Genomic DNA, 23,322 nt, shown 5'->3' with positions numbered 1-23,322 from the left:
GAGGCAAATCGCCTGCGATGACATCACGACGCGCCGCAGCGCACGCGCGCCGTGGCCCCGGCCGGCCGCTTCTGCCTCAAAGCGCCTCGAAGATGCCCGCAGCACCCATGCCTGTGCCGATGCACATGGTGACCATCCCGTACTTCTGCTTGCGTCTGCGCAGCCCGTGCACGATCGTCGCGGTGCGCACCGCGCCGGTGGCGCCGAGCGGATGTCCCAGTGCGATCGCGCCGCCGAGCGGATTGACCTTGCCCGGGTCAAGCTCCGAGTCTCTGATCACGGCCAGCGCCTGCGCCGCGAATGCCTCGTTGAGTTCGATCCAGTCGAGCTGATCGCGATTCAGGCCGGCCTGCTTGAGTGCCTTGGGGATCGCGGCGATCGGGCCGATGCCCATCACTTCCGGACGCACCCCGGCCACGGAGAAGCTGATGAAACGCGCCAGCGGCGTGAGCCCGTAATCCTTGACCGCCTGCTCCGAGGCCAGCAGGACGGCCGCGGCGCCATCGCTCATCTGCGAGGAATTGCCCGCGGTGACGCTGCCGCCGAACTGCGCGTTGCGGAACACCGGGCGCAGCCTGGCCAGGCCTTCGAGCGATGTATCGGGGCGCGGTCCCTCGTCGTTGTCGACCACGCGCTTCTTCAGCTGCACGGTGTTGCCCGTGAGATCCGGCGCGTGCGACATCACCTCGTAGGGCGAAATCTCGTCCTTGAACTCGCCCGCATGGATCGCGGCAATCGCCTTCTGATGCGAGGCGAGGGCGAAGGCATCCTGCTCATCGCGGGAGACCTTCCATTCCTCGGCCACCTTTTCGGCGGTGATGCCCATGCCATAGGCGATCGCGACATGGTCGTCCTCGAACACCGAGGGCGACAGGGCGACCTTGTTGCCCATCATCGGCACCATTGACATCGATTCGGTGCCACCAGCCAGGACCAGGTCGGCGTTGCCGAGGCGGATTTCGTTGGCCGCCAGGGCGACCGCCTGCAGGCCGGAGGAACAGAACCGGTTGATGGTCTGTGCCGCGACGGTATCGGGCAGCCCCGCCAGCAGCACGCCGATGCGCGCCACGTTCATGCCTTGCTCGCCTTCGGGCATGGCGCAGCCGATGACGGCATCCTCGATGCGCGTCAGGTCGATCCCCGGCGCCTGCGCCACGACGCTGCGCAGCACGTGCGCGAGCATGTCGTCCGGCCGAGTATTGCGGAATACGCCGCGCGGCGCCTTGCCGACCGGGGTGCGGGTGGCAGCAACGATGTAGGCGTCCTGGATCTGTTTCATGACTTTCTCCGAAAGCCGGGATTGGGGATACGGGATTGGGGATTCGCAGAAGCGATTCCTCTATCCAGAACGTTCCTTCCACCCGGCGATATTTGAAGGGAAGCGGCAGGAGTTCGCGCTTGCGAATCCCCAACCCCCGATCCCGAATCTCAGTTCCTCAGCGGCTTGCCGGTCTTGAGCATGTGCGCGATGCGCTCCTGGGTCTTGGGCTGTTGTGCGAGCTCGACGAAATGCTCGCGCTCCAGCCTGAGCAGCCACGCTTCGTCCACCAGCGAGCCGCGGTCGACCTTGCCGCCGCACAGCACCGTGGCGATGCGGGTGGCGATTTCGTTGTCGTACTCGCTGATGAAACGCCCTTCGAGCATGTTGACCAGCAGCATGCGGAAGGTGGCGATGCCGACATCGCCCGCGACCTGGATCTGGCGCGCAGGCAGGGGCGGGCGGTAGCCGCGCTCGGCCATGGCGCGGGCCTGCGCCTTGGCGATATGCAGCAGCTCAAAGGCGTTGAACGCGACGATGTCCTCGCCGCGCAGCAGCCCGAGCTCCTTCGCCTCGACAGCGGACGTCGAAACCTTGCCCATCGCCACGGTCTCGAAGGTCTTCTTGAGCTCGGCGAACACGTCTCCGCCCGGGCCAGCCGCGTGCGCTGCGCGTACGGCCAGTTCCTTCAGGCCCCCGCCGGCGGGCAGCAGGCCGACACCGGCTTCCACCAGGCCGACGTAGCTTTCCAGATGCGCCACGCTGCGCGCGGAGTGCATCTGGAATTCGCAGCCGCCGCCCAGCGCCAGCCCGCGCACCGCGGCGACCACCGGCACCAGCGCATACTTGATCCGCTGGCTGGTGGCCTGGAAGTCGGCGACCATCGCCTCGAAACCGGACAGGTTGCCGGCCTGCAGCAGGCCCAGTGCGCCGGCGAGATCGGCGCCGGCGGAGAAGGGCTCCTTCGGCTGCCACAGCACCAGGGCGGCGAACTTGCGCTCGGCAATGCCAATGGCTTCCTGCAGGCCGGACAACACCTGATCGTTGACCGTGTGCAGCTTGGTCTTGAACGAGACCACGGCCACCTCGTCGCCCGGGTCGGCCCACATCCGCACGCCGTCGTTCTCGAACACGGTCTCGCCAGGATCGAATCGCTCGCCCAGCAGCGGGTCCGGGAAGCGCTGGCGCCTGTAGACCGGCGAGGCCGAGCGCGGCAGCTTGGCATCCTTGCCGGGGCTGTAGCTGCCTTCGGCGCCGTGCACGCCCTCGCGTCCATCGAACACCCAGTCGGGCAGCGGCGCGGGGCTCATGGCCTTGCCGGCGACGATGTCCTCGGCGATCCAGTCCGCCACCTGTTTCCAGCCGGCGGCCTGCCAGGTCTCGAACGGACCCTGCGTCCAGCCATAGCCCCAGCGAATGGCGAAGTCGACATCGCGGGCCGTTTCGGCAATGGATTCAAGCTGATACGCGCAGTAATGGAACAAATCCCTGAATACCGACCACAGAAATTGCGCCTGCGGATGCTGGCTCGCGCGCAGGCGTGCGAACTTCTCCGCCGGATTCCTGAGCTTGAGAATCTCGACGATCTCCGGGTCCGCCGTCGCCGTCGCGGCTCGGTAATCCTGCGCCTTCAGGTCCAGCACCAGGATGTCCTTGCCCTGCTTACGGAAGATGCCGGCCCCGGCCTTCTGCCCGAGTGCGCCCTTTGCGATCAGCGCCTCGAGCCACTTGGGCGCCTTGAAATAGGCGTGCCATGGATCGTCCGGCAGGGTGTCGGCCATGGTCCTGATGACGTGGGCCATCGTGTCCAGGCCGACCACGTCGGAGGTTCGGAATGTCGCGGATTTGGGCCGGCCGATCAGCGGGCCGGTGAGGGCATCGACCTCATCGAACCCCAGGCCGAACTCGGTGGTGTGATGGATCGTGGCCAGGATCGAGAACACGCCGATCCGGTTGCCGATGAAGTTCGGCGTGTCCTTGGCCTGCACCACGCCCTTGCCGAGTTGGGTGGTGAGAAAGGTTTCCAGGGCCGCAAGCAGCGCCGGCTCCGTGGTCCGGGCCGGGATGAGCTCGGCCAGGTGCATATAGCGCGGCGGGTTGAAGAAGTGCACGCCGCAAAAGCGATGACGCAGTTCTTCCGGAAGAACCTCCGCCAAAGCATTGATCCCCAAGCCCGAGGTGTTGCTGGCAAGCACGGCATGGGCGGGCACATGCGGAGCGATGCGGCGGTACAGGTCCTGCTTCCAGTCCATCCGCTCGGCAATGGCCTCGATGATCAGATCGCAGCCCTCGAGGGCCGCAAGCCCGCTCTCGTAGTTGGCAGGCGTGATCCCCTCGGCCAGGGTTTTGCTGGCCAGCGGCGCGGGCGAGAGCTTGGCCAGGTTCGCGATCGCCTTCAGGACCACACCATCGGGATCCCCATCCTTCGCCGCCAGGTCGAACAGGACCGTATCCACGCCCGCGTTGGTCAATTGGGCGGCAATCTGCGCGCCCATGACCCCGGCGCCCAGCACCGCGGCGCGGCGGACAAGCAATTTCTCAGACATGTTGTTTAAGACCTTGAATAATTAAGCAGTTTCAGCACGGAAGCCGGCAGCGGCAAAGCGGATCAGGGCGCGCGCGGCGCGCTCGCGGTGCGCCGCTTCGCTCACCCCGGACGGGCGCTTGATGAGCCCGAAGTCGGCCATCGCGTAGGTCAGCGATCCGGACAGGAAATCGAGTCGCCAGTACAGCTCTTCCTTGCCAAGTTCCGGCACGCAAGCGCCGATGGCCTTGGCGAACTCGCGCAGCACGTGGCCGTACTGGTCGGACAGGAACTTGCGCAGCGACTCGTTTTTTTCGGCATAGGCGCGGGCGATGACCCGGATGAAGGCGCCACCGCCGTGGCGGTCCTGGGCCAGGGCGAGGGCGGGCTCGACGAAGGCCGCCAGCACCGGCTCCAGCGCGCCGGGATACTGCTCGCAGGCGGTTTTCAGGGCCGCCATGCGCTGCGCGCTCATCTCGTCCATGCGCCGGCGGAAGACCTCGTTGACCAGGTTCTCCTTGCTGCCGAAGTGGTAGTTGACCGCGGCGATATTCACGTCTGCCCGGCTGGTCACCTCGCGCAGCGAGGTGCCGGCGAAACCCTGCTGGGCGAACAGTTCTTCTGCAGCTCCGAGGATCCGGTCCTTGGTGGAAAACTGGGTGGTCGACATCGGCAGGGCTCCAAGCGCATGCTTCAAACGATTGTTTGATCGTACGTCCGGGGTCGCCTTGCGGTCAATCCTGTCCTCCCTGGCGGCGTGCAAGCGACGTCAGCAATCCGTTAGAATTACCGTAGCCTTGTCGGCTAAACCCGCGTCCACACGCGGGTTTTTCTCATTCCCATCTGTTATCCTCGGGCCCGAACCTGACGCGGAGCGTCAGGTCCTGGGGCCCGCCTGACCGGAGAAATTCCACATGGCGCTGGAGCGCACCCTGTCGATCGTCAAGCCCGATGCCGTCGCCAAGAACGTCATCGGCGAGATCTATTCGCGTTTCGAAAAGGCCGGCCTGAAGGTCGTCGCCGCGAAAATGAAGCATCTGTCGAAGCAGGAAGCCGAAGGCTTCTATGCCGTGCACCGCGAGCGTCCGTTCTTCAACGCGCTGGTGAACTTCATGATTTCCGGCCCGGTGATGGTGCAGGTGCTCGAAGGCGAGGGCGCGGTGCTCAAGAACCGCGAACTGATGGGCGCGACCAATCCCAAGGAAGCCGCCGCCGGCACCATCCGCGCGGATTTCGCGGACAGCATCGACGCCAATGCAGTGCACGGTTCCGATTCGCTGGAGAACGCCGCGATCGAGATCGCGTACTTCTTCCCGGCGACGGACGTCTACGGCCGCTGAAGCGAGGAACATAGTGAAAAGGAACGAGGAACTAGTGAAGGCGGGAGCTGCGAGTGATGAACTCGTTTCCAGTTCCTCCTCGCTAGTTCCTGCTTCCAAGACCAACCTGTTCGACTTCGACCGCGTCGCGCTCGAGGATTTCTTCGAGCAGGTACTCGGCGAGAAGCGCTACCGCGCCCACCAGGTGATGAAGTGGATCCATCACCGCTATGTCACCGACTTCGACGGCATGACCGACCTGGGCAAGGCGCTGCGCGCCAAGCTGCAGGAGCATGCGGAAGTGCGGGTGCCGGAGGTCATCTTCGACAAGGCTTCCACCGATGGCACCCACAAGTGGCTGCTCGGCATGGACCCGAAGAACGCTATCGAGACGGTGTTCATTCCGGCCGATGGCCGCGGCACCCTGTGCGTGTCTTCGCAGGTGGGGTGCGCGCTCAACTGCCAGTTCTGCTCCACCGCGACCCAGGGATTCAACCGCAACCTGAGCACGGCCGAGATCATCGGCCAGGTGTGGGTGGCGGCCAGGCATCTGGGCAACCTGCCGCACCAGCGCCGCAGGCTCACCAACGTGGTGATGATGGGGATGGGCGAGCCGCTGGCGAACTTCGACAACGTGGTGCGCGCGATGAGCATCATGCGCGACGACCTGGGCTACGGGCTGGCCAACAAACGGGTGACCCTGTCGACCGCCGGCATGGTGCCGATGATCGATCGGCTGGGCGAGGTTAGCGACGTATCTCTCGCCATTTCCCTGCATGCGCCGAACGACGCGCTGCGCAGCGAACTCGTTCCCTTGAACAAGAAATATCCGATTGCCGAACTTATGGAGTCTGCCAAGCGCTACGCCCTGCGCAAGCGCGGGACCTCGATCACCTTCGAATACACGCTGATGAAGGGCGTCAACGACCAGCCGGAACACGCGCGCCAACTCGCAAAGCTGATGCGCCAGTTCGATAACGCCCTGCAGATGAAGGACGCGGCCAAGGTCAACCTGATTCCGTTCAACCCGTTCCCGGGCACCCGCTTCGAGCGCTCGGACGAGGCGACCATCCTCGCGTTTCAGAAGCAGCTGCAGGTGGCACGCGTGCTGACCACCGTGCGTCGCACCCGCGGAGACGACATCGACGCGGCCTGCGGCCAGCTCAAGGGCCAGGTCATGGATCGCACCCGTCGCCAGGCCCAGTTCCGCAAGAGCCTGCAAGACAAGGGCATCGATGATGCGGCTGCGTAGCGCTGCAGTCCTTGCCCTGGTTGCCGTGCTGGCTACGGGCGGCTGCGCGAGCATGAGCCGCAAGTTCACCTTCATGCGCCCGGAAATATCGCGCAAGGATTCCCGCCAGGTCGCGCCGGATTATGACGTCCGTCCGGACAGCAAGGCGCGGCGCGGCGGGCAGACGGCCCGCGACCGGGTGGCGCTGGCCGAACAGCGGATGCGGGCGGGGCAGCTGGCGGAAGCCGAAACCGAAGCCCGGGCTGCGCTCAAGGCCGATCCGAAATCGCCCGACGCCTACACGATCCTGGCGGTTCTCGCCGACGAGCGTGGCCAGCCCGCGCAGGCCGGCGGCTATTACGCCAAGGCAGCGGAACTTGCGCCCACGCGCGGCGGGGTGCTCAACAACTATGGTGCCTGGCTATGCGGCAACGGACGCGCGGCCGAATCGCTGGCGTGGTTCGACCGGGCAATCGCCGATCCGTCCTATCCGTCGCCGGCATCGGCGCGCGCCAACGCCGGGGCCTGCGCCCTCGACGCCGGCCAGGACGCTCGCGCCGAGCGCGACCTGCGCATGGCGCTGAGCCAGGATCCGACCAACGCCACCGCGCTGGCCGCGATGGCCCGCAGCGCATATCGCGCGGGTCGATACCTCGAAGCCCGCGCCTTCAGCGAGCGCCGCCTTGCAGCGACGCCGCCGACGAAGGAGATTCTGCAGCTGGCTTCGCAAATCGAGCAGAAACTGGGCGATAATCAGGCGGCTGCGCGCTATACGCAGCAAATGACCGCACAATCGTCGCAAGAGGCGGTGCGGTCGGGGGAGACGGGCGAGCAATGACCTCAGGCAACGATACGCAGTTCCCCGAGCATGGCATCGGTGCGCGCCTGCGCAGCGCGCGCGAAGCGGCCGGTCTCAGCGTGGCCGATGTCGGCCAACAGCTGAAGATGCCGGCCCGGGTCGTCCTCTCGCTCGAGGCGGAAGACTGGGGCCGTCTCGGCGCTCCGGTATTCGTGCGCGGGCAGCTGCGCAGCTACGCGCGGCTGCTGGGGCTCCCGGTCGACCAGGTGGTGCAGGTGTCGGAACTGGCGCCCGTGGTGGCCACCGAGCTCACGCCGCGCACCTATACGCCGCGAATGCAGCGGGTCGCCGAACAGGCCTCGCGACGCGCGGTGTACATCGTGCTCACTCTGGCGCTGCTGGTGCCGATCTGGGTCGCGACTAGGCCACAGATCGAGCAGGTCGCGCGCGAGGCGACGCCACTCGATGCGCCCGCCGACCCGCGGCCAGCGCGCAATGAATCCGCTCCGCGCAAACCCGCTGCGCCGATGCTGCGGGCTTCGCTGACGCCCCTCCCGACGCGTCCGGCCGCCGCCGCCTTGTCGCTGCAGTTCCAGGGCGACAGCTGGGTGGAAATCCGCGGTGCCGACGGGCAGGTGGTGGAGTCCGGCCTGCTCAAGGCCGGAGAACAACGCAGCTATCGGGCGGGCGAGGTGACTCGGGTCAAGCTTGGCAATGCGACCGCTGTACGCGTGCTACATGAAGGCGACGTTCAGGATCTGGCCCCGTACCTGCGGGCGAGCGTCGCGCGGTTTGCGGTATCCTCCGACGGTTCGCTCGCGCCTCCAGCCGAGTAAGGCATCACCCGGCGGCGCCGGGTCAGGGCCCTTGTTCCGAACTCCCTCCCCAGGTGCCTCCGGCGCCGACTACCGAATTGCATCGTATGGCGATAGACGAACTGCTCGACGAGCACGAACAAGGCGAACGCGTCCGCAGCTGGCTGCGAAGCAACGGCGGCGGCATTCTCGGCGGGATCCTGTTGGGCCTGGCGGCCATCGGTGGCTGGCAGTGGTGGCAAAAGCAGCAGCACCAGCAGCGCGCACAGGCCGGCGAACGCTACCAGTCCGTCCTCAAGTCGCTCGAAGGCGGCGATCCATCCAAGGCGAAGGCGCAGGTTTCTGCACTTGATGGAACCGCCTACGGCACGCTCGCCGCGATGGTGCTGGCCAAGAGCCAGGCCGATCTGGGGCAGCGCGATGCGGCCATCGCCACCCTGCGCGCGGCGCGCAACGGTAGTGGCAGCCTCGATCCCGTGCTGGAGCAGCGCCTGGCGCGGCTGCTGATCGACGCGGGCAAACCCCAGGAAGCGCTGGCGCTGCTCGCCAACGCATCCGGTGCCGGTGCGCTTGAAACGCGTGGCGACGCCGAATTCGCCGCCGGCAAGCCGGACGCGGCGCGGGCCAGCTATCGCAAGGCGCTCTCGACGACCGATGAGGCCTCGCCGCAGCGCCGCCTGCTGGAACTGAAGCTATCCGAAGTCGGCGGCTCCGCCGCGGACACCTCCGCAAAACCCGAGGCCTGAGCTTGATGACTTCCCCCGCATCGGGTCGGCGCGCCGACCGCACGCGTACGTCCCACTTTCCGCGCTTCGCCCTGCTTCTCGCCGCGGTGATGGCCACGGCCGGCTGCAGCACCATCAAGGGCTGGTTCGGAGGCGACGACGAAAAGAAGAAGGCCTCGGAGCCGGCCGAGCTCACCGAGTTTACCGCTACCGCTTCGGTCAGCAGGTTGTGGTCCGCCAAAGCGGGCAAGGGCGAGCGCCGGATCGCAGCGCGCCAGGGGCCCGCGATCGCGGACGGCCGGGTGTACGCGGCTGCGGTGGAAGGCGGCGTGCGCGCGTTCGATCTGCAGTCGGGCGCGGTGGCATGGCACTACGCTTCCGAGCTGCCGCTTTCGGGCGGACCGGGAGCCGGCGATGGGCTGGTCGCGGTGGGGAGCCTGGAGGGCGACGTGATCGCCCTCGATGCGGCCAGCGGGGCCGAGAAGTGGAAGGCCAAGGTGGGCAATGAAGTGATCGCGGCGCCCGCAATCGGACAGGGCATGGTGGTCGTGCACAGCAACGACGGCCGAGTGACCGCTTTCGACGCCGCAACCGGCGAACAGCGCTGGTTCTGGACCCACGAGCAACCCACCCTCACCGTACGCGGCATCGCCAGTGTCACGCTGGGTCCTGGGTACGTGTTCGTCGGCAACGACGACGGGACGGTGACCGCCCTGTCGCTGGCCGATGGCCGGCCGCTGTGGGACGCGCAGGTGGCGGCTCCCGACGGCCGCACGGAACTCGACCGCATGGCCGATGTCGACGGCGGTCCGATCCTGGACGGCGCGGTGCTGTATGCGACGAGCTACAAGGGCAAGACCGTGGCGATCGAGGGCCCCAGCGGCCGGGTGCTCTGGTCGAGCGACAGTGGCGGCCCGGGACGCGTCGGCGTCGGCAGCGACAGACTGGCCGTGTCGGACCGCAATGGCGTGGTGTGGGGCCTGGACAAGACAACCGGCGGCGGGATGTGGCAACAGGGCGCGCTTGCCCGCCGCAACCTCACCTCGGCCACGGTGCAGGGCAACTATGCCGTGGTGGGCGATTACGACGGGTACCTGCACTGGCTCCGGCTCGAGGACGGCGCGCTCGCCGCGCGCATCCGCGCCGGTGGCGAAACCTTGCGATCCACCCCGGAGGTATCCCCCGACGGCGTGCTGGTCGTTCAGGACGTGGAAGGCGAACTCAGCGCCTATCGCGTCCAGTAAGAACGCGTCCGGTCGCCCGGCGCCAATCCCGATCGCTTTCCACGCCCCGGGCGGCCGCGCTGTCCGGGGCGATGTTTTTCCCCTCCCTCCGGCGCTTATCCTGATCCGATGTTGCCTCTCGTCGCCCTGGTCGGCCGTCCCAATGTCGGTAAGTCGACCCTGTTCAATGCGCTGACCCGCACGCGCGATGCGCTGGTCCACGACCAGCCCGGGGTGACCCGCGATCGCAACTACGGCGTCTGCCGTTACGACGAAGCGCACCCGTTCGTCCTGGTCGATACCGGGGGCATCGCGGGCCAGGAAGAAGGCCTGGCGGGCGCCACCGCGCGCCAGGCACGGGCCGCGGCGGAGGAAGCCGACCTGATCCTGTTCGTGGTCGACGGACGCGAAGGCCCGAGCGCGCTCGACGAGGAAATCCTGGCCTGGCTGCGCAAGGTGGACACGCCGGTGTTGCTGACGGTCAACAAGACCGATGGCATCGATGTGCAGGCCGCGCTGGCCGAATTCGCCCGCTTCGGGTTCCGTGACGTGCTTGCGGTGTCGTCCGCGCACAAGCGCGGCATCGATGAACTGGTCGGTCACGCCGTCCAACGCCTGCCCGAAGATGGCGATGCCGAACTCCTGGACGACGATCCCGGACGGGTGCGCATCGCGTTCGTCGGCCGCCCGAACGTCGGCAAGTCCACATTGGTGAACCGGATCCTCGGCGAGGAACGGATGATTGCGTCCGAAGTCGCCGGAACCACCCGGGATTCGATCGCGGTCGACCTCGAGCGCGACGGCCGCAAGTACCGGCTGGTCGATACCGCCGGCATCCGACGCAAGTCGAAGGTGGAAGAAGCGGTCGAGACCTTTTCGATCATCAAGACGCTGCAGGCGATCGAGCAGTGCCACGTCGCGGTGATCATGCTCGACGCCACCGAGGGCGTGACCGAACAGGACGCCAGCGTGCTTGGCGCGGTGCTCGACTCGGGGCGCGCGCTGGTGATCGCCGTGAACAAGTGGGATGGCCGCAGCGACTACGAGCGCCAGCAGGCCGAGGCGCTGCTCTCGCGCAAGCTCGCATTCGTCGACTGGGCCGAAGCAGTCCGGATCTCGGCGCTGCATGGGTCGGGGCTGCGCGAGCTCTTTCGCGCGGTGCACCGCGCGTACGCTTCGGCGACCCGCAAGTTCAGCACCAGCGAGGTCACGCAGGCCATCGAGGCGGCCTACGAGGCCAATCCGCCATCCGTGGTGCGGGGCCATGTTCCCAAGCTGCGCTTCGCCCATCCGGGCGGCGAGAACCCGCCGACCTTCATCGTCCATGGCACGCGTCTGCGTACCTTGTCCGATAGCTACAAGCGCTATCTGGAAAACTTCTTTCGCAAGCGCTTCAAGCTGGTCGGCACGCCGGTGCGTTTCATCTTCAAGGAAGGCGACAACCCGTACAAGGACAAGAAGAACGTGCTCACCGACCGCCAGGTCGCGCGCAAGAAGCGTCTGCTGCGGCACGTCAAGAAGCGGGGGTGAGCGCAGGCCGCGCCGTGCGCGGATGCCCGAACCGGAGCGTCGGGGGCCATCGCCCCGACCTACAATGCCCGATCATGCCAAGTGCTCCGATCATGGCCGAGGTCACTCTCGGCATCCTCGCCGGCGGACGTGCGACGCGCCTGGGCGGGGTCGACAAGGCCTGGCTCCAGCGCGAGGGCCTGTCGCAGGTGCTGCGTCTCAGCGAGCGGTTCCGGCCGCAGGTCGTGGAGGTCGTCGTCAGCGCCAATCGTGACCTGCAGCGCCATGCAGCCGCAGGCCTGCGCGCCATCGCCGACCGCGAGCAGGACATCGGTCCGATGGGTGGAATCGACGCGCTTGCGCACGCCTGCACGACCCCCTGGCTGCTGACGATCCCGGTGGACCTGGTCGATATCAACGACTGCCTGCTCCCCAGCTTGCTGGCGGCAGGTAATGCGGGGACGGGCGCGTATGCCGAGGACGACAATGGCGCGCAGCCGCTCGTGGCGCTGTGGCGGGTCGCCGACTTGCGCCGTGGGCTTGCGAGCGCGATCGCATCGGGCGACTACGCCGTGCAGGCCCTGCAGGCCCGGCTGCAGATGCGCCTGGTCCGGTTGCCGGGCGTGCGCTTGGGTAACCTCAACACTCCGGCGGATCTCGCCGCCGCCGGCATCGATCACCCATGAGCGCCGACTCCCTGCCATTTCCCAGTCGTATCGGTTTCGATGAGGCCGAGGCGATTGTTCGCCACGTCGCTGCGGCTCGGCGGCTGTCGGTGGAGCGCCAGGCGCTGGCGCGTGCGCACGGCCGGATCCTGGCCGAGGACATCGCGGCGGCATTGCCGCTGCCGGCCTTCGACAACAGCGCGATGGATGGCTTCGCACTGCGGCATGCCGATCTGTCGGCAGGGCAGACACGGCTGCGCCTGGTCGGGGAGCAGTTCGCCGGTCCTGCGATCGACCTGGTGGTCGGCGCCGGCGAGTGCGTCCGGATCACCACCGGCGCGCCGATGCCCGCGGGCAGCGACACGGTGGTGATGAAAGAGAACACATCCCTGCAAAACGGCGAGGTGATCGTGCCCGTGCCGCCGCGGCCCGGACAGCACGTGCGCCGCGCAGGCGAAGACGTCGGCACGGGCGATACCGTGCTGGCGGCGGGACAGGTGCTCACACCGGCGCGTATCGCGCTGGCAGCTGCGCTTGGCATCGCCGACGTGCAGGTCTCGCAGCGGCCGACCGTGGCCGTATTCACCACCGGCGACGAGCTGGTCGAACCGGGCCTGCCGCTGGCGCCGGGCCAGATCTACAACTCCAACCGCGAGCTGCTGATGGGCCTGCTACGCGCGGATGGTCTGGAACCCACGGCATGGCCGACGCTTCCCGACGACCCCGGCAGGATCGCCGCGATGCTCCGCGATGCCGCGTCCAGCTTCGATCTCGTCATCACCTGCGGCGCGGTGTCTGCGGGCGAGAAAGACCATATTCCCGAGCTCCTCCAGCACGAAGGCCGGGTGCACTTCTGGAAAGTGCGGATGCGGCCCGGAATGCCGCTGCTGTTCGGCGAGCTCGGTCAGGGCGCGTTCCTGGGGCTGCCCGGCAATCCGGTGTCGGTACTCGCCACATGGCTCGCGCTGGGGCGTACTCTCATCGACGGTCTGCAGGGCAGGGCCGAGCCGCGTCCGCGGCTGTGGGCGCGCCTTTCCGGGCCGTGGAACAAGCGTCACGAGCGTCTCGAATTCCTGCGCGGCCGCCTGCGTTCGAACCGCGACGGCCTGCTGGAAGTGGAACCCAACCCTGCCGACGGCTCGCACCGCATGCGCGGGGCGGCCGACAGCGACGCACTGATCGTATTGCCCGAGGGCGAACGCCTGTTCGCCGCCGGCGAGGCGGTCGAAGTGCTGCCCTATTAGCCCAGAGGTGTTCGCATGAGCGTCCCGCAGATCAGTCCGCGCGAAGCGCGCCAGCTCGCCGAGCATGGCGCCGCGCTGGTGGACGTGCGCGAGGCGCACGAGCACGCGCAGGGCATGGCCGAAGGTGCCCTGGCCATTCCCCGGGCCGAACTCGAGCGCGATCCGGACCGCCACTTTCCCGACCGCAGCCGGCCGATCGTGCTCATCTGCCAGGCCGGTGGCCGCTCGCTGCTCGCCGCGGAGGTGCTGCAGCGCGTGGGTTATCTGCAGGTGTCCTCGGTGCACGGCGGCATGAACCAGTGGAGCGCGGTTGGCCTTCCGGTGAGCGCGCCTGCTCCGGATATCGATCACGATTTCCACGAACGCTACGCGCGCCATCTGCTGTTGCCGCAAATTGGTGCTCAAGGCCAACGCCGGCTCGAAGCGGCGCGTGTGCTGGTGCTCGGTGCGGGCGGACTGGGCTCGCCCGCGGCGTTCTACCTGGCCGCCGCTGGCGTCGGGCACCTGCGCCTGGTGGACAACGATCTGGTCGAACGCAGCAACCTGCAGCGCCAGATCCTGCACGTCGATGCCGACATCGGGGTCCCGAAAGTGGACTCGGCGCAGGTCCGGCTTGCCGCGCTCAATCCCCGCACCCGGGTCGAAGCCGTACAGGCACGATTACAGGCGGACAACGTCGAGCACCTGCTCGCCGGAGTCGATGTCGTGATCGATGGTGCCGACAACTTCCCGGCGCGCTACCTGCTCAACGATGCCTGCGTGAAGCTGGGGATTCCGCTGGTGTACGGCGCGGTGCACCGGTTCGAAGGGCAGCTGGGCGTCTTCGATGCCGGGCGCCACCGCGGCCAGGCGCCGTGCTACCGCTGTCTGTTCCCCGAGCCGCCGCCGCCCGAGGCCGCGCCGAACTGCGCCGAGGCCGGCGTGCTCGGCGTGTTGCCTGGGGTCGTGGGCCTGCTGCAGGCCACCGAGGCGATCAAGCTGCTGCTTGGGATCGGCGAACCGCTGAGCGGACGCCTGCTGCATTTCGACGCTCTGAGCATGCGCTTCCGCGAGACCCGGCTGGCACCCGATCCGGACTGCCCGGTCTGCGCGCCGCATGTGGTCTTTCCTGGCTATATCGACTATGCCGCGTTCTGCGCGGGTGCCGTGGCAACGTGACGTGCGCGCCGCGTCAACGGCCGGCGCATCGCTTCGGGTAACCTGTGCCGCCCTTCGCCACGGAATGACGATGCGTCGCCTGCTGTTGCTGCTTGTGCTGTGCCTGTTCGCATCCCCGCTGTTCGCGGCCGATCCGTGCCCGCTGCTGCGCAACCAGAAGAACGCGCCAGACGTGGCCACGCGCATCGCCGCCTGGGCGTGCGAGGCCAACCAGAACTGGTACGCGCCGTTCATCGATGCCGATGGCAAGGTCAACGGCGTGAGCATCTACGAGGCCGAAGCCAGCGCGCTGGCGAACAGCGTCGAAGCCTGGCAGCAGGTGGCGATCTACTGGAACGACAGCGGTCTGTTGCCGCAGGCCTACGGTCGCCCCGGCGCCAGCGAATGTGCCTATGCGAATACCTCGCGTTATCCCTCGCCCTCGTGCAGGGCGTTCGTGATCGATACGCCGTGGTCGGCGGCGTTCGTGTCCTGGGTGATGCGCCGGGCCGGCGTGCCCGGCTTCAACGGCTCGCCCAGCCATGTGAACTACGTGCGCGACGCCTACCGCAACCCGACCCAGAGCGCGTATCAGATCAGCGATCCGCGTGCGTCGAAACCGGCGCCGGGGGATTTGCTGTGCTACGTGCGGGTCTCCTCGCGCGTCTATGGTTTCGGCGACCTGGCGACCCTGCTCAGCTCCGCGAACGGGGAAGGGCTGAACATGCATTGCGACATCGTGGTGGGGACGCGCGCCGGCAACCTGGCCTACCTGGTCGGCGGGAACGTGGCCCAGGCGGTCACCCTGCGCATGTTGCGTCTGGCGCCCAACGGTTATTTCTCCGACTTGCCGATGCGCACCATGAGCGACCTGCCATGCGCGCCCGATATCCCGGCGGGCTGCAATGCCAACCGCCAGGACTGGTCGGTGCTGCTCAAGCTGCGTCCGGCCGCGCAGCTGGCCACGCTGCCGCCACCTTATGTGCCGCCGCCGAGCCAGGTGCTGCCGCGTGCGTCGGCCCAGCAGTGCTGCGTGAATTGCGTCGTCGGCTCCGGGATTCCGCGCTGCCCGGCCGGCGGCGCGCCGGCCCCGGTCCAGACGCCGGATCCGGACCCCGGCAAGCAGGTGCCGTCGGCCCCCGCGCAGCAATGCTGCGTCAACTGCACGGTGGGTTCGGGAATTGCGCGTTGCCCGGTGAACGCTCCGGCATCGCAAACGCCGTAAGGCCAGCGGGCGCCGCCGCTCAGGGCGCCTGCTTTGCCTGCGCCGCCTCGAAGGCAGCCAGTTGTTCCGGGGTCGCGTCGCGCTGGTGCCGGGCTTTCCACTGCGCGAACGGTTCGCCATAAACCGCCTCGCGGGCGGCGTCGCGGTCCATGGCGATGCCGCGTTCGGCGGCTGCCTCGCGGTACCAGTCGGCCAGGCAATTGCGGCAGAACCCGGCCAGGATCATCAGGTCGATGTTCTGCACGTCCGGCCGCTCGTGCATCAGATGCTCGCGCAGGCGACGAAAGGTGGCGGCTTCGAGTTCGGTATTGGCTTTGGACATGGCGGGTTCTCCTTCGCTGGCATTGTAGGAGCGCCACAGCGGTGCCTACATCGCCTGTCGAATCGGGGACAATACGCATCTCCCCAGCGAAGTCCCCCATGACCGCACGCATCCTCGATGGCCGCCGCATCGCCGATGAACTGCTCGACGACCTCAAGACCCAGGTCGACGCGCGGGTGGCTGCGGGCAGGTCGCGACCGGGCCTGGCGGTAGTGCTGGTGGGACAGGATCCAGCCTCGCAGTCCTACGTGCGCAACAAGCGCCGCGCCGCGCAGAAGGTCGGCATCGAGGCCTTCGACTTCGATCTGCCCAGGGACACGACCGAATCCGAGCTGCTGGAGCTGATCGAGCGGCTCAACCACGATCCGGCCGTGCACGGCATCCTGATCCAGCTGCCGCTACCGGGCATCCCCGACGCCAGCCGCCTGATCCAGCGGATCGACCCGGGCAAGGATGTGGATGGGTTCCACCCCGAAAACGTCGGCCATCTGGCCCTGCGCGAGTTCGGCCTGCGTCCGTGCACGCCGCGCGGGATCACCACGCTGCTGGCGTGGACCGACCGGCCGGTGCGGGGGCAGAGCGCGACGATCGTCGGCGTGTCCAACCACGTCGGCCGGCCGATGGCGCTGGAACTGCTGATCGCCGGCTGCACGGTGACCAGCTGTCACAAGTTCACCCCGGCCGATGTGCTGAAGCGGCACGTCGGCGAGGCCGACATCCTGGTGGTCGCGGTCGGCAGGCCGGGGCTGATCCCCGGCGACTGGGTGAAGCCGGGCGCGGTGGTGATCGATGTCGGCATCAACCGGCTCGAGGACGGCCGCCTGGTCGGCGATGTGGGCTTCGACGCGGCTGCCCGGCGTGCCAGCTGGATTACCCCGGTGCCGGGCGGGGTGGGGCCAATGACTGTCGCAACGCTGATGCAGAACACGCTGGAAGCCGCAGAGGCGGCAGATTCCGCATAGGGTGCGCCCCGGCGCACCGTCCCAGGCACATCATCATGCCGGGGTGGTCGAAGCGGTGCGCCAAGGGCACACCCTATGACCCTCTTCCACAAGCGGGAGAGGCGGGAAAACCGTTACAATGACGCGCTTCCCCACATTCGGGTTTGCCGATGCTCCGCATCCAGGCTGAAGCACTCACCTTCGACGACGTCTCCCTCGTCCCCGCGCATTCGACTGTCCTGCCCAAGGACGTTTCCCTTGCCACCCGGCTGACCCGCGGCTTGCGCCTGAACCTGCCGATCATCTCGGCCGCCATGGACACCGTGACCGAAGCGCGCCTGGCCGTGGCCATGGCCCAGCTCGGCGGCATCGGCATCCTGCACAAGAACCTGTCGGTCGAACGCCAGGCGGCTGAAGTGGCCCGGGTCAAGAAGTTCGAGGCCGGGGTCATCCGCGAACCGTTCACCGTCGGCCCCGACACCACCATCGGCGAGGTGCTCAAGCTCACCCGCGCCCGCAACATCTCCGGCGTGCCGGTAGTGGACGATGCCGGGCAGCTGGTCGGCATCGTCACCGGGCGCGACATGCGGTTCGAGAAGAAGCTCGACGATCCGGTCCGCCACATCATGACCAAGAAGGATCGCCTGGTGACCGTGCGCGAGGGCGCTGCGGACGACGAGGTGATCGGCCTGCTGCACAAGCACCGGATCGAGAAGGTACTGGTGGTGAACGACGAGTTCGCGCTGCGCGGCCTGATCACGGTGAAGGATATCCAGAAGAAGTCCGACAACCCCAACGCCGCCTACGACAGCAGCGAACGCCTGCTGGTGGGCGCCGCGGTGGGCGTCGGCGGCGACACCGATCAGCGGATCGAGGCGCTGGCCGCCGCAGGCGTGGACGTGATCATCGTCGACACGGCGCATGGCCATGCGCAGGGCGTGATCGACCGCGTCGCATGGGCGAAGAAGGCCTTCCCGCAATTGCAGGTGATCGGCGGCAACATCGTCACCGGCGATGCAGCGCTGGCGCTGATGGATGCCGGCGCCGACGCGGTGAAGGTCGGCGTCGGCCCTGGATCGATCTGCACCACGCGGGTGGTCGCCGGCGTCGGCGTGCCGCAGGTGACCGCGGTGTCGATGGTGGCCGAGGCGCTGCAGGACCGCATTCCGCTGATCGCCGACGGCGGCATCCGCTATTCGGGCGACATCGGCAAGGCGATTGCCGCCGGCGCGTCCACGGTGATGATCGGGGGCCTGTTCGCCGGCACCGAAGAAAGCCCGGGCGAAACCGAACTGTTCCAGGGACGCAGCTACAAGAGCTACCGCGGCATGGGTTCGCTGGGGGCGATGGAGAAGGGATCCAAGGACCGCTACTTCCAGGACGCGAGCGACGCCGACAAGCTGGTGCCCGAAGGCATCGAAGGACGCGTGCCGTACCGAGGCTCGTTGGCGGGCGTCGTCCACCAGCTGGCCGGCGGCCTGCGCGCCACCATGGGCTACGTGGGCTGCGCGACGATCGAGGACATGCGCACCAAGCCGCAGTTCGTGAAGATCACCGGCGCAGGGCAGCGCGAAAGCCACGTGCACGACGTGCAGATCACCAAGGAACCGCCGAACTATCGCGCCTCCTGATGCAGTCCTGGGAAGGGAGACGCAAGTTTCCCTTCTTCGTTTGAGAACACGAAAAACCGATGACCAACATCCATACCGACAAGATCCTGATCCTCGACTTCGGCGCGCAGTACACGCAGCTGATCGCACGCCGCATCCGCGAGATCGGGGTGTATTGCGAGATCTGGGCCTGGGACCACGACCCGGCGGAAATCGCCGCATACGGCGCGAAGGGCATCATCCTCTCGGGCGGGCCGGAATCGACTACGGAATTCGGCGCACCCAAGGCTCCGCAGGAAGTCTTCGACAGCGAGCTGCCGATCCTCGGCATCTGCTACGGCATGCAGACCCTGGCCGCGCAGCTGGGCGGCGCCACCGAAGCCGCCGACGCGCGCGAGTTCGGTCATGCCGAAGTCGAGCTGGTCGCGCATGACGCCCTGCTCGGCGGCCTGAGCGACCACGATGGCGAACCGCGCATCGATGTGTGGATGAGCCACGGCGATCACGTCGCGCAGGCGCCGCCGGGCTGGACGGTCACCGCCGTCACCGAGCGCATTCCGGTTGCGGCCATGGCCAACGAGGCCAGGCGCTGGTACGGCGTCCAGTTCCATCCCGAAGTCACCCATACCAAGCAGGGCCAGACCTTGCTGCGCCGCTTCGTGGTGGAGGTGTGCGGCTGCCAGACGCTGTGGACCGCTGCCAACATCATCGAGGACCAGATCGCACGCGTGCGCGAGCAGGTCGGCAGCGACGAAGTCATCCTGGGCCTGTCGGGCGGGGTGGATTCGTCGGTGGTCGCAGCGCTGCTGCACAAGGCGATCGGCGATCAGCTGACCTGCGTATTCGTCGATACGGGCCTGCTGCGCTGGCAGGAAGGCGACCAGGTGATGGCCACCTTCGCCGAGCACCTGGGCGTCAAGGTGCTCCGGGTCGACGCGGCCGACCGCTATTTCGACAAGCTCGAGGGCGTTGCCGACCCGGAAGCCAAGCGCAAGATCATCGGCAACCTGTTCGTCGAGATCTTCGACGAGGAATCGCACAAGCTCGCCAATGCGCGGTGGCTGGCCCAGGGCACCATCTATCCGGATGTGATCGAATCGGCCGGCAGCAGGACCGGCAAGGCGCATGTGATCAAGAGCCACCACAACGTCGGCGGGCTGCCTGCGGACATGAAGCTCGGCCTGGTGGAGCCGCTGCGCGAGCTGTTCAAGGACGAGGTGCGCCGCCTGGGCGTGGAACTCGGACTGCCAAGGGAGATGGTCTACCGGCATCCGTTCCCCGGGCCTGGGCTGGGCGTACGCATCCTTGGCGAGGTGAAGCGCGAATACGCGGAATTGCTGGCCAAGGCCGATCACATCTTCATCGACGAACTGCGCCAGGCCGATCTGTACGACAAGACCTCGCAGGCCTTCGCGGTGTTCCTGCCGGTGAAGTCGGTTGGCGTAGTCGGCGATGCCCGCGCCTACGAATGGGTCATCGCGCTGCGTGCGGTCGAGACCATCGACTTCATGACCGCGCACTGGGCGCAGCTGCCTTACGATTTTCTCGGCAGGGTTTCTAACCGAATTATCAATGAGTTAAGAGGCATTTCTCGCGTTGTTTATGACATCAGCGGAAAGCCTCCGGCCACCATCGAATGGGAGTAGTGCGTGACGCTTTCGCTGTATGAGGTTTCCATCCCCGCGCTGGTCCGCGGCCTCGAGAATCTGTCGATGCAGATCGACAAGGCGGTCGCATTCGCCCGCGATCACGGCATCGACGAGGCCGAACTCGTGCATGCGCGCCTGGCGCCGGACATGCTCGACTTCGCCGGTCAGGTGCAGCGTGCCAGCGATACCGCCAAGTTCGGCGGCGCGCGACTGTCGCAGGGCCAGGCGCCCGGCTTCGCGGACGAGGAGACGACCCTGGACGAGCTGAAGGCGCGCATCACCAGAACCGTCGCGTACCTGCAAGGCGTTGCCGCCGCGGACATCGACGGCGGCGAGCAGCGGGAGATCCGTTTCAAGGCCGGGCAGCGCGAACTCAAGTTCACCGCGCAGGATTACGTGCGCAGCTTCCTGTTGCCGAATCTGTATTTCCATCTCGCCACCGCCTACGGAATCCTGCGCCACAAGGGCGTCCCCTTGGGCAAGCTCGACTATCTCGGAAAGATCCAGTAGCGGACGATGGAACCGGAACCCAACGCCGATCTTCGCTGGATGCGCCAGGCGCTGGCACTGGCGGATCGTGCCGAGCACCAGGACGACGAAATTCCGGTCGGTGCGCTGGTGGTAGATGCAGAAGGAAATATGCTCGGCGAGGGCTGGAACCGCAACATCAGCGAGCATGACCCTTCCGCGCACGCCGAGATCATGGCGATGCGGCAGGCGGGCAGGGCGCTGCGCAACCACCGGCTTGTCGGCTGCACGCTGTACGTCACCCTGGAGCCTTGCGCGATGTGCGCGATGGCGATGGTCCATGCGCGGGTCGCGCGCCTGGTCTACGCTGCGACCGATCCGAAGACCGGAGCGGCGGGCAGCGTATTCGACCTGCTCTCCGATCCGCGGCATAACCATCGTGTCGAAGTCGTTGGCGGGGTCATGGCCGCCGAGGCAGGCGCACGCCTCACCAACTACTTCCGCCGAAAACGGGGCAAGCCGCTCTTGCAGGGCGGGTCTTGACCCCCCCTACGGTTCTTCGTCTTCCTGTTTCTCCTCACGCCTGCGCATGCGCGCGATCGCATGCCGGTGATCCATTTCCTCGTCGATCACCTTCACCGCCAGCACCGACTCGCGCGCCAGGTACAGGCTCGCCGCGAACAGCGACAGCACGCCGAGCACCGCCATGATCGTGGGCAGCGCCACCGCGCGATAGCCGACGATGGCGTCGGCCGCGACGCTCAGGCTGGTGCCGACGAAAAAGCTGATCGCCGCGTAGAGCAGCTGGCTTCCGCGCAACACCAGGCGGCTGCGGAGGCGCTGGATCTCGATGCGCCGCTCGAGCACGCTGCGGTACTCCGGGTCGCTGGTGTCCTCAAGTTCCTTGAGTACGGTGCGCAGGCGATCGATCACCCGCGCCAGGCGTTGATTGGCCGACATCAGCAGCGAGGCTGTGGCGGTCAGGAAGAAGGCCGGCGCCAGCATCGCGGTCAGGATGGCGTAATGGGCGAAGGCGGGATTGGTCGGCATGCCGGGTATCATGCCGCGACCCTACCGGCAGCGCGAGCGATGACGACAGCCAACGGCAAGGAAGGACGCCTGATCTGGATCGATCTGGAGATGACCGGACTGGATACCGACCGGGATTCGATCCTGGAAATCGCCACCGTCGTCACCGACTCGCAGCTCAACGTGCTGGCGGAAGGTCCCGAGTTCGCCATAGCCCAACCCCTAGCGATGCTCGAGGGGATGGACGACTGGAATCGCAAGCAGCACGGCAAGTCCGGGCTGTGGCGGCGGGTGTTGGAGGAGGGGGTGCCGATGGCCGAGGCCGAAGCGGCCACGCTGCGCTTCCTGGCCCAGTGGGTGCCGGCGAACACCTCGCCCATGTGCGGCAATTCGATCTGCCAGGACCGTCGCTTCCTGCACCGGCTGATGCCGCGGCTGGAGAAGCACTTCCATTACCGCAACCTCGACGTCAGCACCCTCAAGGAACTCGCGCGACGCTGGGCGCCGCAGGTACTGGCGGGCGTGTCCAAGGAAAGCGCGCACACCGCGCTCAGCGACGTGCGCGATTCGATTGCCGAACTGCGCCACTACCGCAAGCACATGGCGGCACTGGCCGTCGCTCCAGCGCCTTAGGGCGCAGGTGGCTTCTTCGGACGGTCGCCGTCGTCGGCGACCGCACGCATCAGGATCTCCGCGATCGGACGCCCATCGGCGTCGCGATGGTAGACGTGCAGATCGCGCTGCGGATAGGGGATGTTGATGCCGTGGCCAATGAGGTCGTTGCGGATGGCTTCAGTGACCCGGCTCGAGGCTTCGCCGAAATCCGTGTTCCTGGCATACGCATACAACATCAGGTCGACCCCGTTTTCGGCGAGGTTCTTGACCTGGACGAAGGGTGCGGGCTCGTCGACCACGAGCGGTTCGCGCCGCGCGATGTCGAGCAGCAATTCGCGTGCCTGCTTCAGGTCGTCCTCGTAGCCCACGCCCACGGGGATCTCCATGCGGCGGGTGGGCAGAGTGGTGTAATTGATGATCGGCGCGGTGGTGATCTCGCTGTTCGGAAGCACGATCACGCGCTGGTCGAAGGCGTGCAGGCGGGTCTGGAACACCCGGATTTCCTGGACGATGCCTTCCTCACCCGCGACGACCACATGGTCGCCGAGGCGAAACGGTCGCAGCACGATCAGCATCACGCCGGAAGCGATGTTGGAAAGCGAATCCTTCAGCGCCAGGCCGACCGCCAGGCCCGCGGCGCCGAGGAGCGCGAACATCGAGGTGGTCGGCACGCCGATCGCGCTGAGCGCGGTGATCACGACCAGCACCAGCATGGCCGCGTAGCCGACGTTGCGCAGGAAGCCGATCAGGGTCGCATCGACGCGGGCCCGTCCGAGGACCCTCTCCAGCGCAAGGATCAGCCGCCGGGCCAGCCAGCGCCCGACCAGGAAGATGACGACTGCGGCCAGCAGCTTCAGGCCCCAGGTTTCCAGCAGCTGCATCCAGTCGACGCCGCGGAACTGCTGCACGATCGCGCTGGTGTCCTTGGGCGCAGGCACGGCGGGTGCGGCCGGGGTTTGCTGCAACATCGTTCGCTCCGGAATGCAGCACGCCCCTGTTCGGGGCGTGCGGGTT

At 67.2% G+C, this 23,322-nt stretch carries 23 protein-coding genes; 17 read left to right on the top strand and 6 right to left on the bottom strand.

Features of this window, described 5'->3' with window-relative positions:
* Window positions 1-76: 76 nt before the first annotated feature.
* The 3 genes from MC375_RS13475 to MC375_RS13465 all read right to left on the bottom strand — a co-directional run bounded on the left by MC375_RS13475 (window position 77) and on the right by MC375_RS13465 (window position 4,452).
* Window positions 77-1,279, bottom strand: a complete 1,203-nt coding sequence (locus MC375_RS13475; RefSeq protein ID WP_242103912.1) for an acetyl-CoA C-acyltransferase — start codon at window positions 1,277-1,279, stop codon at window positions 77-79.
* Between the two features lie 149 nt (window positions 1,280-1,428).
* Complete coding sequence (locus MC375_RS13470; RefSeq protein WP_242103911.1) at window positions 1,429-3,804, bottom strand: 3-hydroxyacyl-CoA dehydrogenase/enoyl-CoA hydratase family protein; 2,376 nt, start codon at window positions 3,802-3,804, stop codon at window positions 1,429-1,431.
* Window positions 3,805-3,825: 21 nt separating this feature from the next.
* On the bottom strand, window positions 3,826-4,452 hold the full coding sequence (locus MC375_RS13465; protein ID WP_242103910.1) for a TetR family transcriptional regulator: 627 nt from the start codon (window positions 4,450-4,452) through the stop codon (window positions 3,826-3,828).
* A 244-nt stretch (window positions 4,453-4,696) separates the two neighbouring features.
* Here MC375_RS13465 and ndk point away from each other — a divergent pair, with 244 nt between their 5' ends.
* The 11 genes from ndk to MC375_RS13410 all read left to right on the top strand — a co-directional run bounded on the left by ndk (window position 4,697) and on the right by MC375_RS13410 (window position 15,674).
* On the top strand, window positions 4,697-5,122 hold the full coding sequence (gene ndk, locus MC375_RS13460; protein WP_242103909.1) for a nucleoside-diphosphate kinase: 426 nt from the start codon (window positions 4,697-4,699) through the stop codon (window positions 5,120-5,122).
* A 34-nt stretch (window positions 5,123-5,156) separates the two neighbouring features.
* Window positions 5,157-6,353 (top strand): 23S rRNA (adenine(2503)-C(2))-methyltransferase RlmN, encoded by a 1,197-nt coding sequence (gene rlmN / locus MC375_RS13455; RefSeq protein ID WP_343223527.1) that lies wholly within the window; start codon window positions 5,157-5,159, stop codon window positions 6,351-6,353.
* Window positions 6,337-7,170, top strand: a complete 834-nt coding sequence (gene pilW / locus MC375_RS13450) for a type IV pilus biogenesis/stability protein PilW (protein ID WP_242103908.1) — start codon at window positions 6,337-6,339, stop codon at window positions 7,168-7,170. Before rlmN ends, pilW begins: the two co-directional genes overlap by 17 nt.
* Window positions 7,167-7,967: a helix-turn-helix domain-containing protein gene (locus tag MC375_RS13445; RefSeq protein WP_242103907.1), complete on the top strand. Its 801-nt coding sequence runs from the start codon at window positions 7,167-7,169 to the stop codon at window positions 7,965-7,967. The genes pilW and MC375_RS13445 overlap by 4 nt, the downstream gene beginning before the upstream one ends.
* Before the next feature lie 86 nt (window positions 7,968-8,053).
* Entirely contained in the window at window positions 8,054-8,692 is a 639-nt protein-coding gene (locus MC375_RS13440; RefSeq protein WP_242103906.1) for a tetratricopeptide repeat protein, read from the top strand.
* A gap of 5 nt (window positions 8,693-8,697) precedes the next feature.
* Window positions 8,698-9,915 carry an outer membrane protein assembly factor BamB gene (gene bamB, locus MC375_RS13435; protein ID WP_277929492.1) on the top strand — a complete coding sequence of 406 codons (1,218 nt, stop codon included), beginning with the start codon at window positions 8,698-8,700 and terminating at the stop codon, window positions 9,913-9,915.
* Window positions 9,916-10,023: 108 nt separating this feature from the next.
* Window positions 10,024-11,424, top strand: coding sequence for a ribosome biogenesis GTPase Der (gene der, locus MC375_RS13430; RefSeq protein WP_242103905.1), 1,401 nt, complete (start codon window positions 10,024-10,026; stop codon window positions 11,422-11,424).
* Between the two features lie 92 nt (window positions 11,425-11,516).
* A complete protein-coding gene (locus MC375_RS13425; protein ID WP_242103904.1) occupies window positions 11,517-12,089 on the top strand; it encodes a molybdenum cofactor guanylyltransferase in 573 nt (190 codons plus the stop codon).
* On the top strand, window positions 12,086-13,312 hold the full coding sequence (gene glp, locus MC375_RS13420) for a gephyrin-like molybdotransferase Glp (protein ID WP_242103903.1): 1,227 nt from the start codon (window positions 12,086-12,088) through the stop codon (window positions 13,310-13,312). The genes MC375_RS13425 and glp overlap by 4 nt, the downstream gene beginning before the upstream one ends.
* A 15-nt stretch (window positions 13,313-13,327) precedes the next feature.
* Entirely contained in the window at window positions 13,328-14,470 is a 1,143-nt protein-coding gene (gene moeB / locus MC375_RS13415; protein WP_242103902.1) for a molybdopterin-synthase adenylyltransferase MoeB, read from the top strand.
* Window positions 14,471-14,540: 70 nt separating this feature from the next.
* On the top strand, window positions 14,541-15,674 hold the full coding sequence (locus MC375_RS13410) for a DUF2272 domain-containing protein (protein ID WP_242103901.1): 1,134 nt from the start codon (window positions 14,541-14,543) through the stop codon (window positions 15,672-15,674).
* Between the two features lie 19 nt (window positions 15,675-15,693).
* Here the strand turns inward: MC375_RS13410 and MC375_RS13405 are convergent, their stop codons facing one another.
* Window positions 15,694-15,996, bottom strand: a complete 303-nt coding sequence (locus MC375_RS13405; RefSeq protein WP_242103900.1) for a DUF1244 domain-containing protein — start codon at window positions 15,994-15,996, stop codon at window positions 15,694-15,696.
* A 98-nt stretch (window positions 15,997-16,094) separates the two neighbouring features.
* On the opposite strand from MC375_RS13405, the gene folD reads away from it, so the two are divergent.
* The 5 genes from folD (at window position 16,095) to tadA (ending at window position 21,207) form a co-directional block, all read left to right on the top strand.
* Complete coding sequence (gene folD / locus MC375_RS13400) at window positions 16,095-16,958, top strand: bifunctional methylenetetrahydrofolate dehydrogenase/methenyltetrahydrofolate cyclohydrolase FolD (protein ID WP_242103899.1); 864 nt, start codon at window positions 16,095-16,097, stop codon at window positions 16,956-16,958.
* A gap of 149 nt (window positions 16,959-17,107) precedes the next feature.
* A complete protein-coding gene (guaB, locus tag MC375_RS13395; RefSeq protein ID WP_242103898.1) occupies window positions 17,108-18,568 on the top strand; it encodes an IMP dehydrogenase in 1,461 nt (486 codons plus the stop codon).
* Between the two features lie 59 nt (window positions 18,569-18,627).
* On the top strand, window positions 18,628-20,193 hold the full coding sequence (guaA, locus tag MC375_RS13390) for a glutamine-hydrolyzing GMP synthase (protein WP_242103897.1): 1,566 nt from the start codon (window positions 18,628-18,630) through the stop codon (window positions 20,191-20,193).
* Window positions 20,194-20,196: 3 nt separating this feature from the next.
* A complete protein-coding gene (locus tag MC375_RS13385; protein ID WP_242103896.1) occupies window positions 20,197-20,706 on the top strand; it encodes a DUF1993 domain-containing protein in 510 nt (169 codons plus the stop codon).
* Window positions 20,707-20,712: 6 nt separating this feature from the next.
* Window positions 20,713-21,207 (top strand): tRNA adenosine(34) deaminase TadA, encoded by a 495-nt coding sequence (gene tadA, locus MC375_RS13380; protein WP_242103895.1) that lies wholly within the window; start codon window positions 20,713-20,715, stop codon window positions 21,205-21,207.
* 6 nt (window positions 21,208-21,213) lie between these two features.
* On the opposite strand, the gene MC375_RS13375 is transcribed toward tadA, so the two are convergent.
* Window positions 21,214-21,714, bottom strand: coding sequence for a DUF2721 domain-containing protein (locus MC375_RS13375; protein WP_242103894.1), 501 nt, complete (start codon window positions 21,712-21,714; stop codon window positions 21,214-21,216).
* Window positions 21,715-21,753: 39 nt separating this feature from the next.
* On the opposite strand from MC375_RS13375, the gene orn reads away from it, so the two are divergent.
* Complete coding sequence (gene orn / locus MC375_RS13370) at window positions 21,754-22,326, top strand: oligoribonuclease (RefSeq protein ID WP_242103893.1); 573 nt, start codon at window positions 21,754-21,756, stop codon at window positions 22,324-22,326.
* Here the strand turns inward: orn and MC375_RS13365 are convergent.
* Entirely contained in the window at window positions 22,323-23,276 is a 954-nt protein-coding gene (locus tag MC375_RS13365; protein ID WP_343223529.1) for a mechanosensitive ion channel domain-containing protein, read from the bottom strand. The genes orn and MC375_RS13365 overlap by 4 nt on opposite strands.
* Between the last annotated feature and the right edge of the window lie 46 nt (window positions 23,277-23,322).

This window comes from Lysobacter sp. M2-1 (assembly GCF_022662495.1).
GTDB lineage: Bacteria > Pseudomonadota > Gammaproteobacteria > Xanthomonadales > Xanthomonadaceae > JAKPBU01.
Note: the sequence above shows the minus strand (reverse complement) of the source record. Positions and strands in the feature narration are given on the sequence as shown.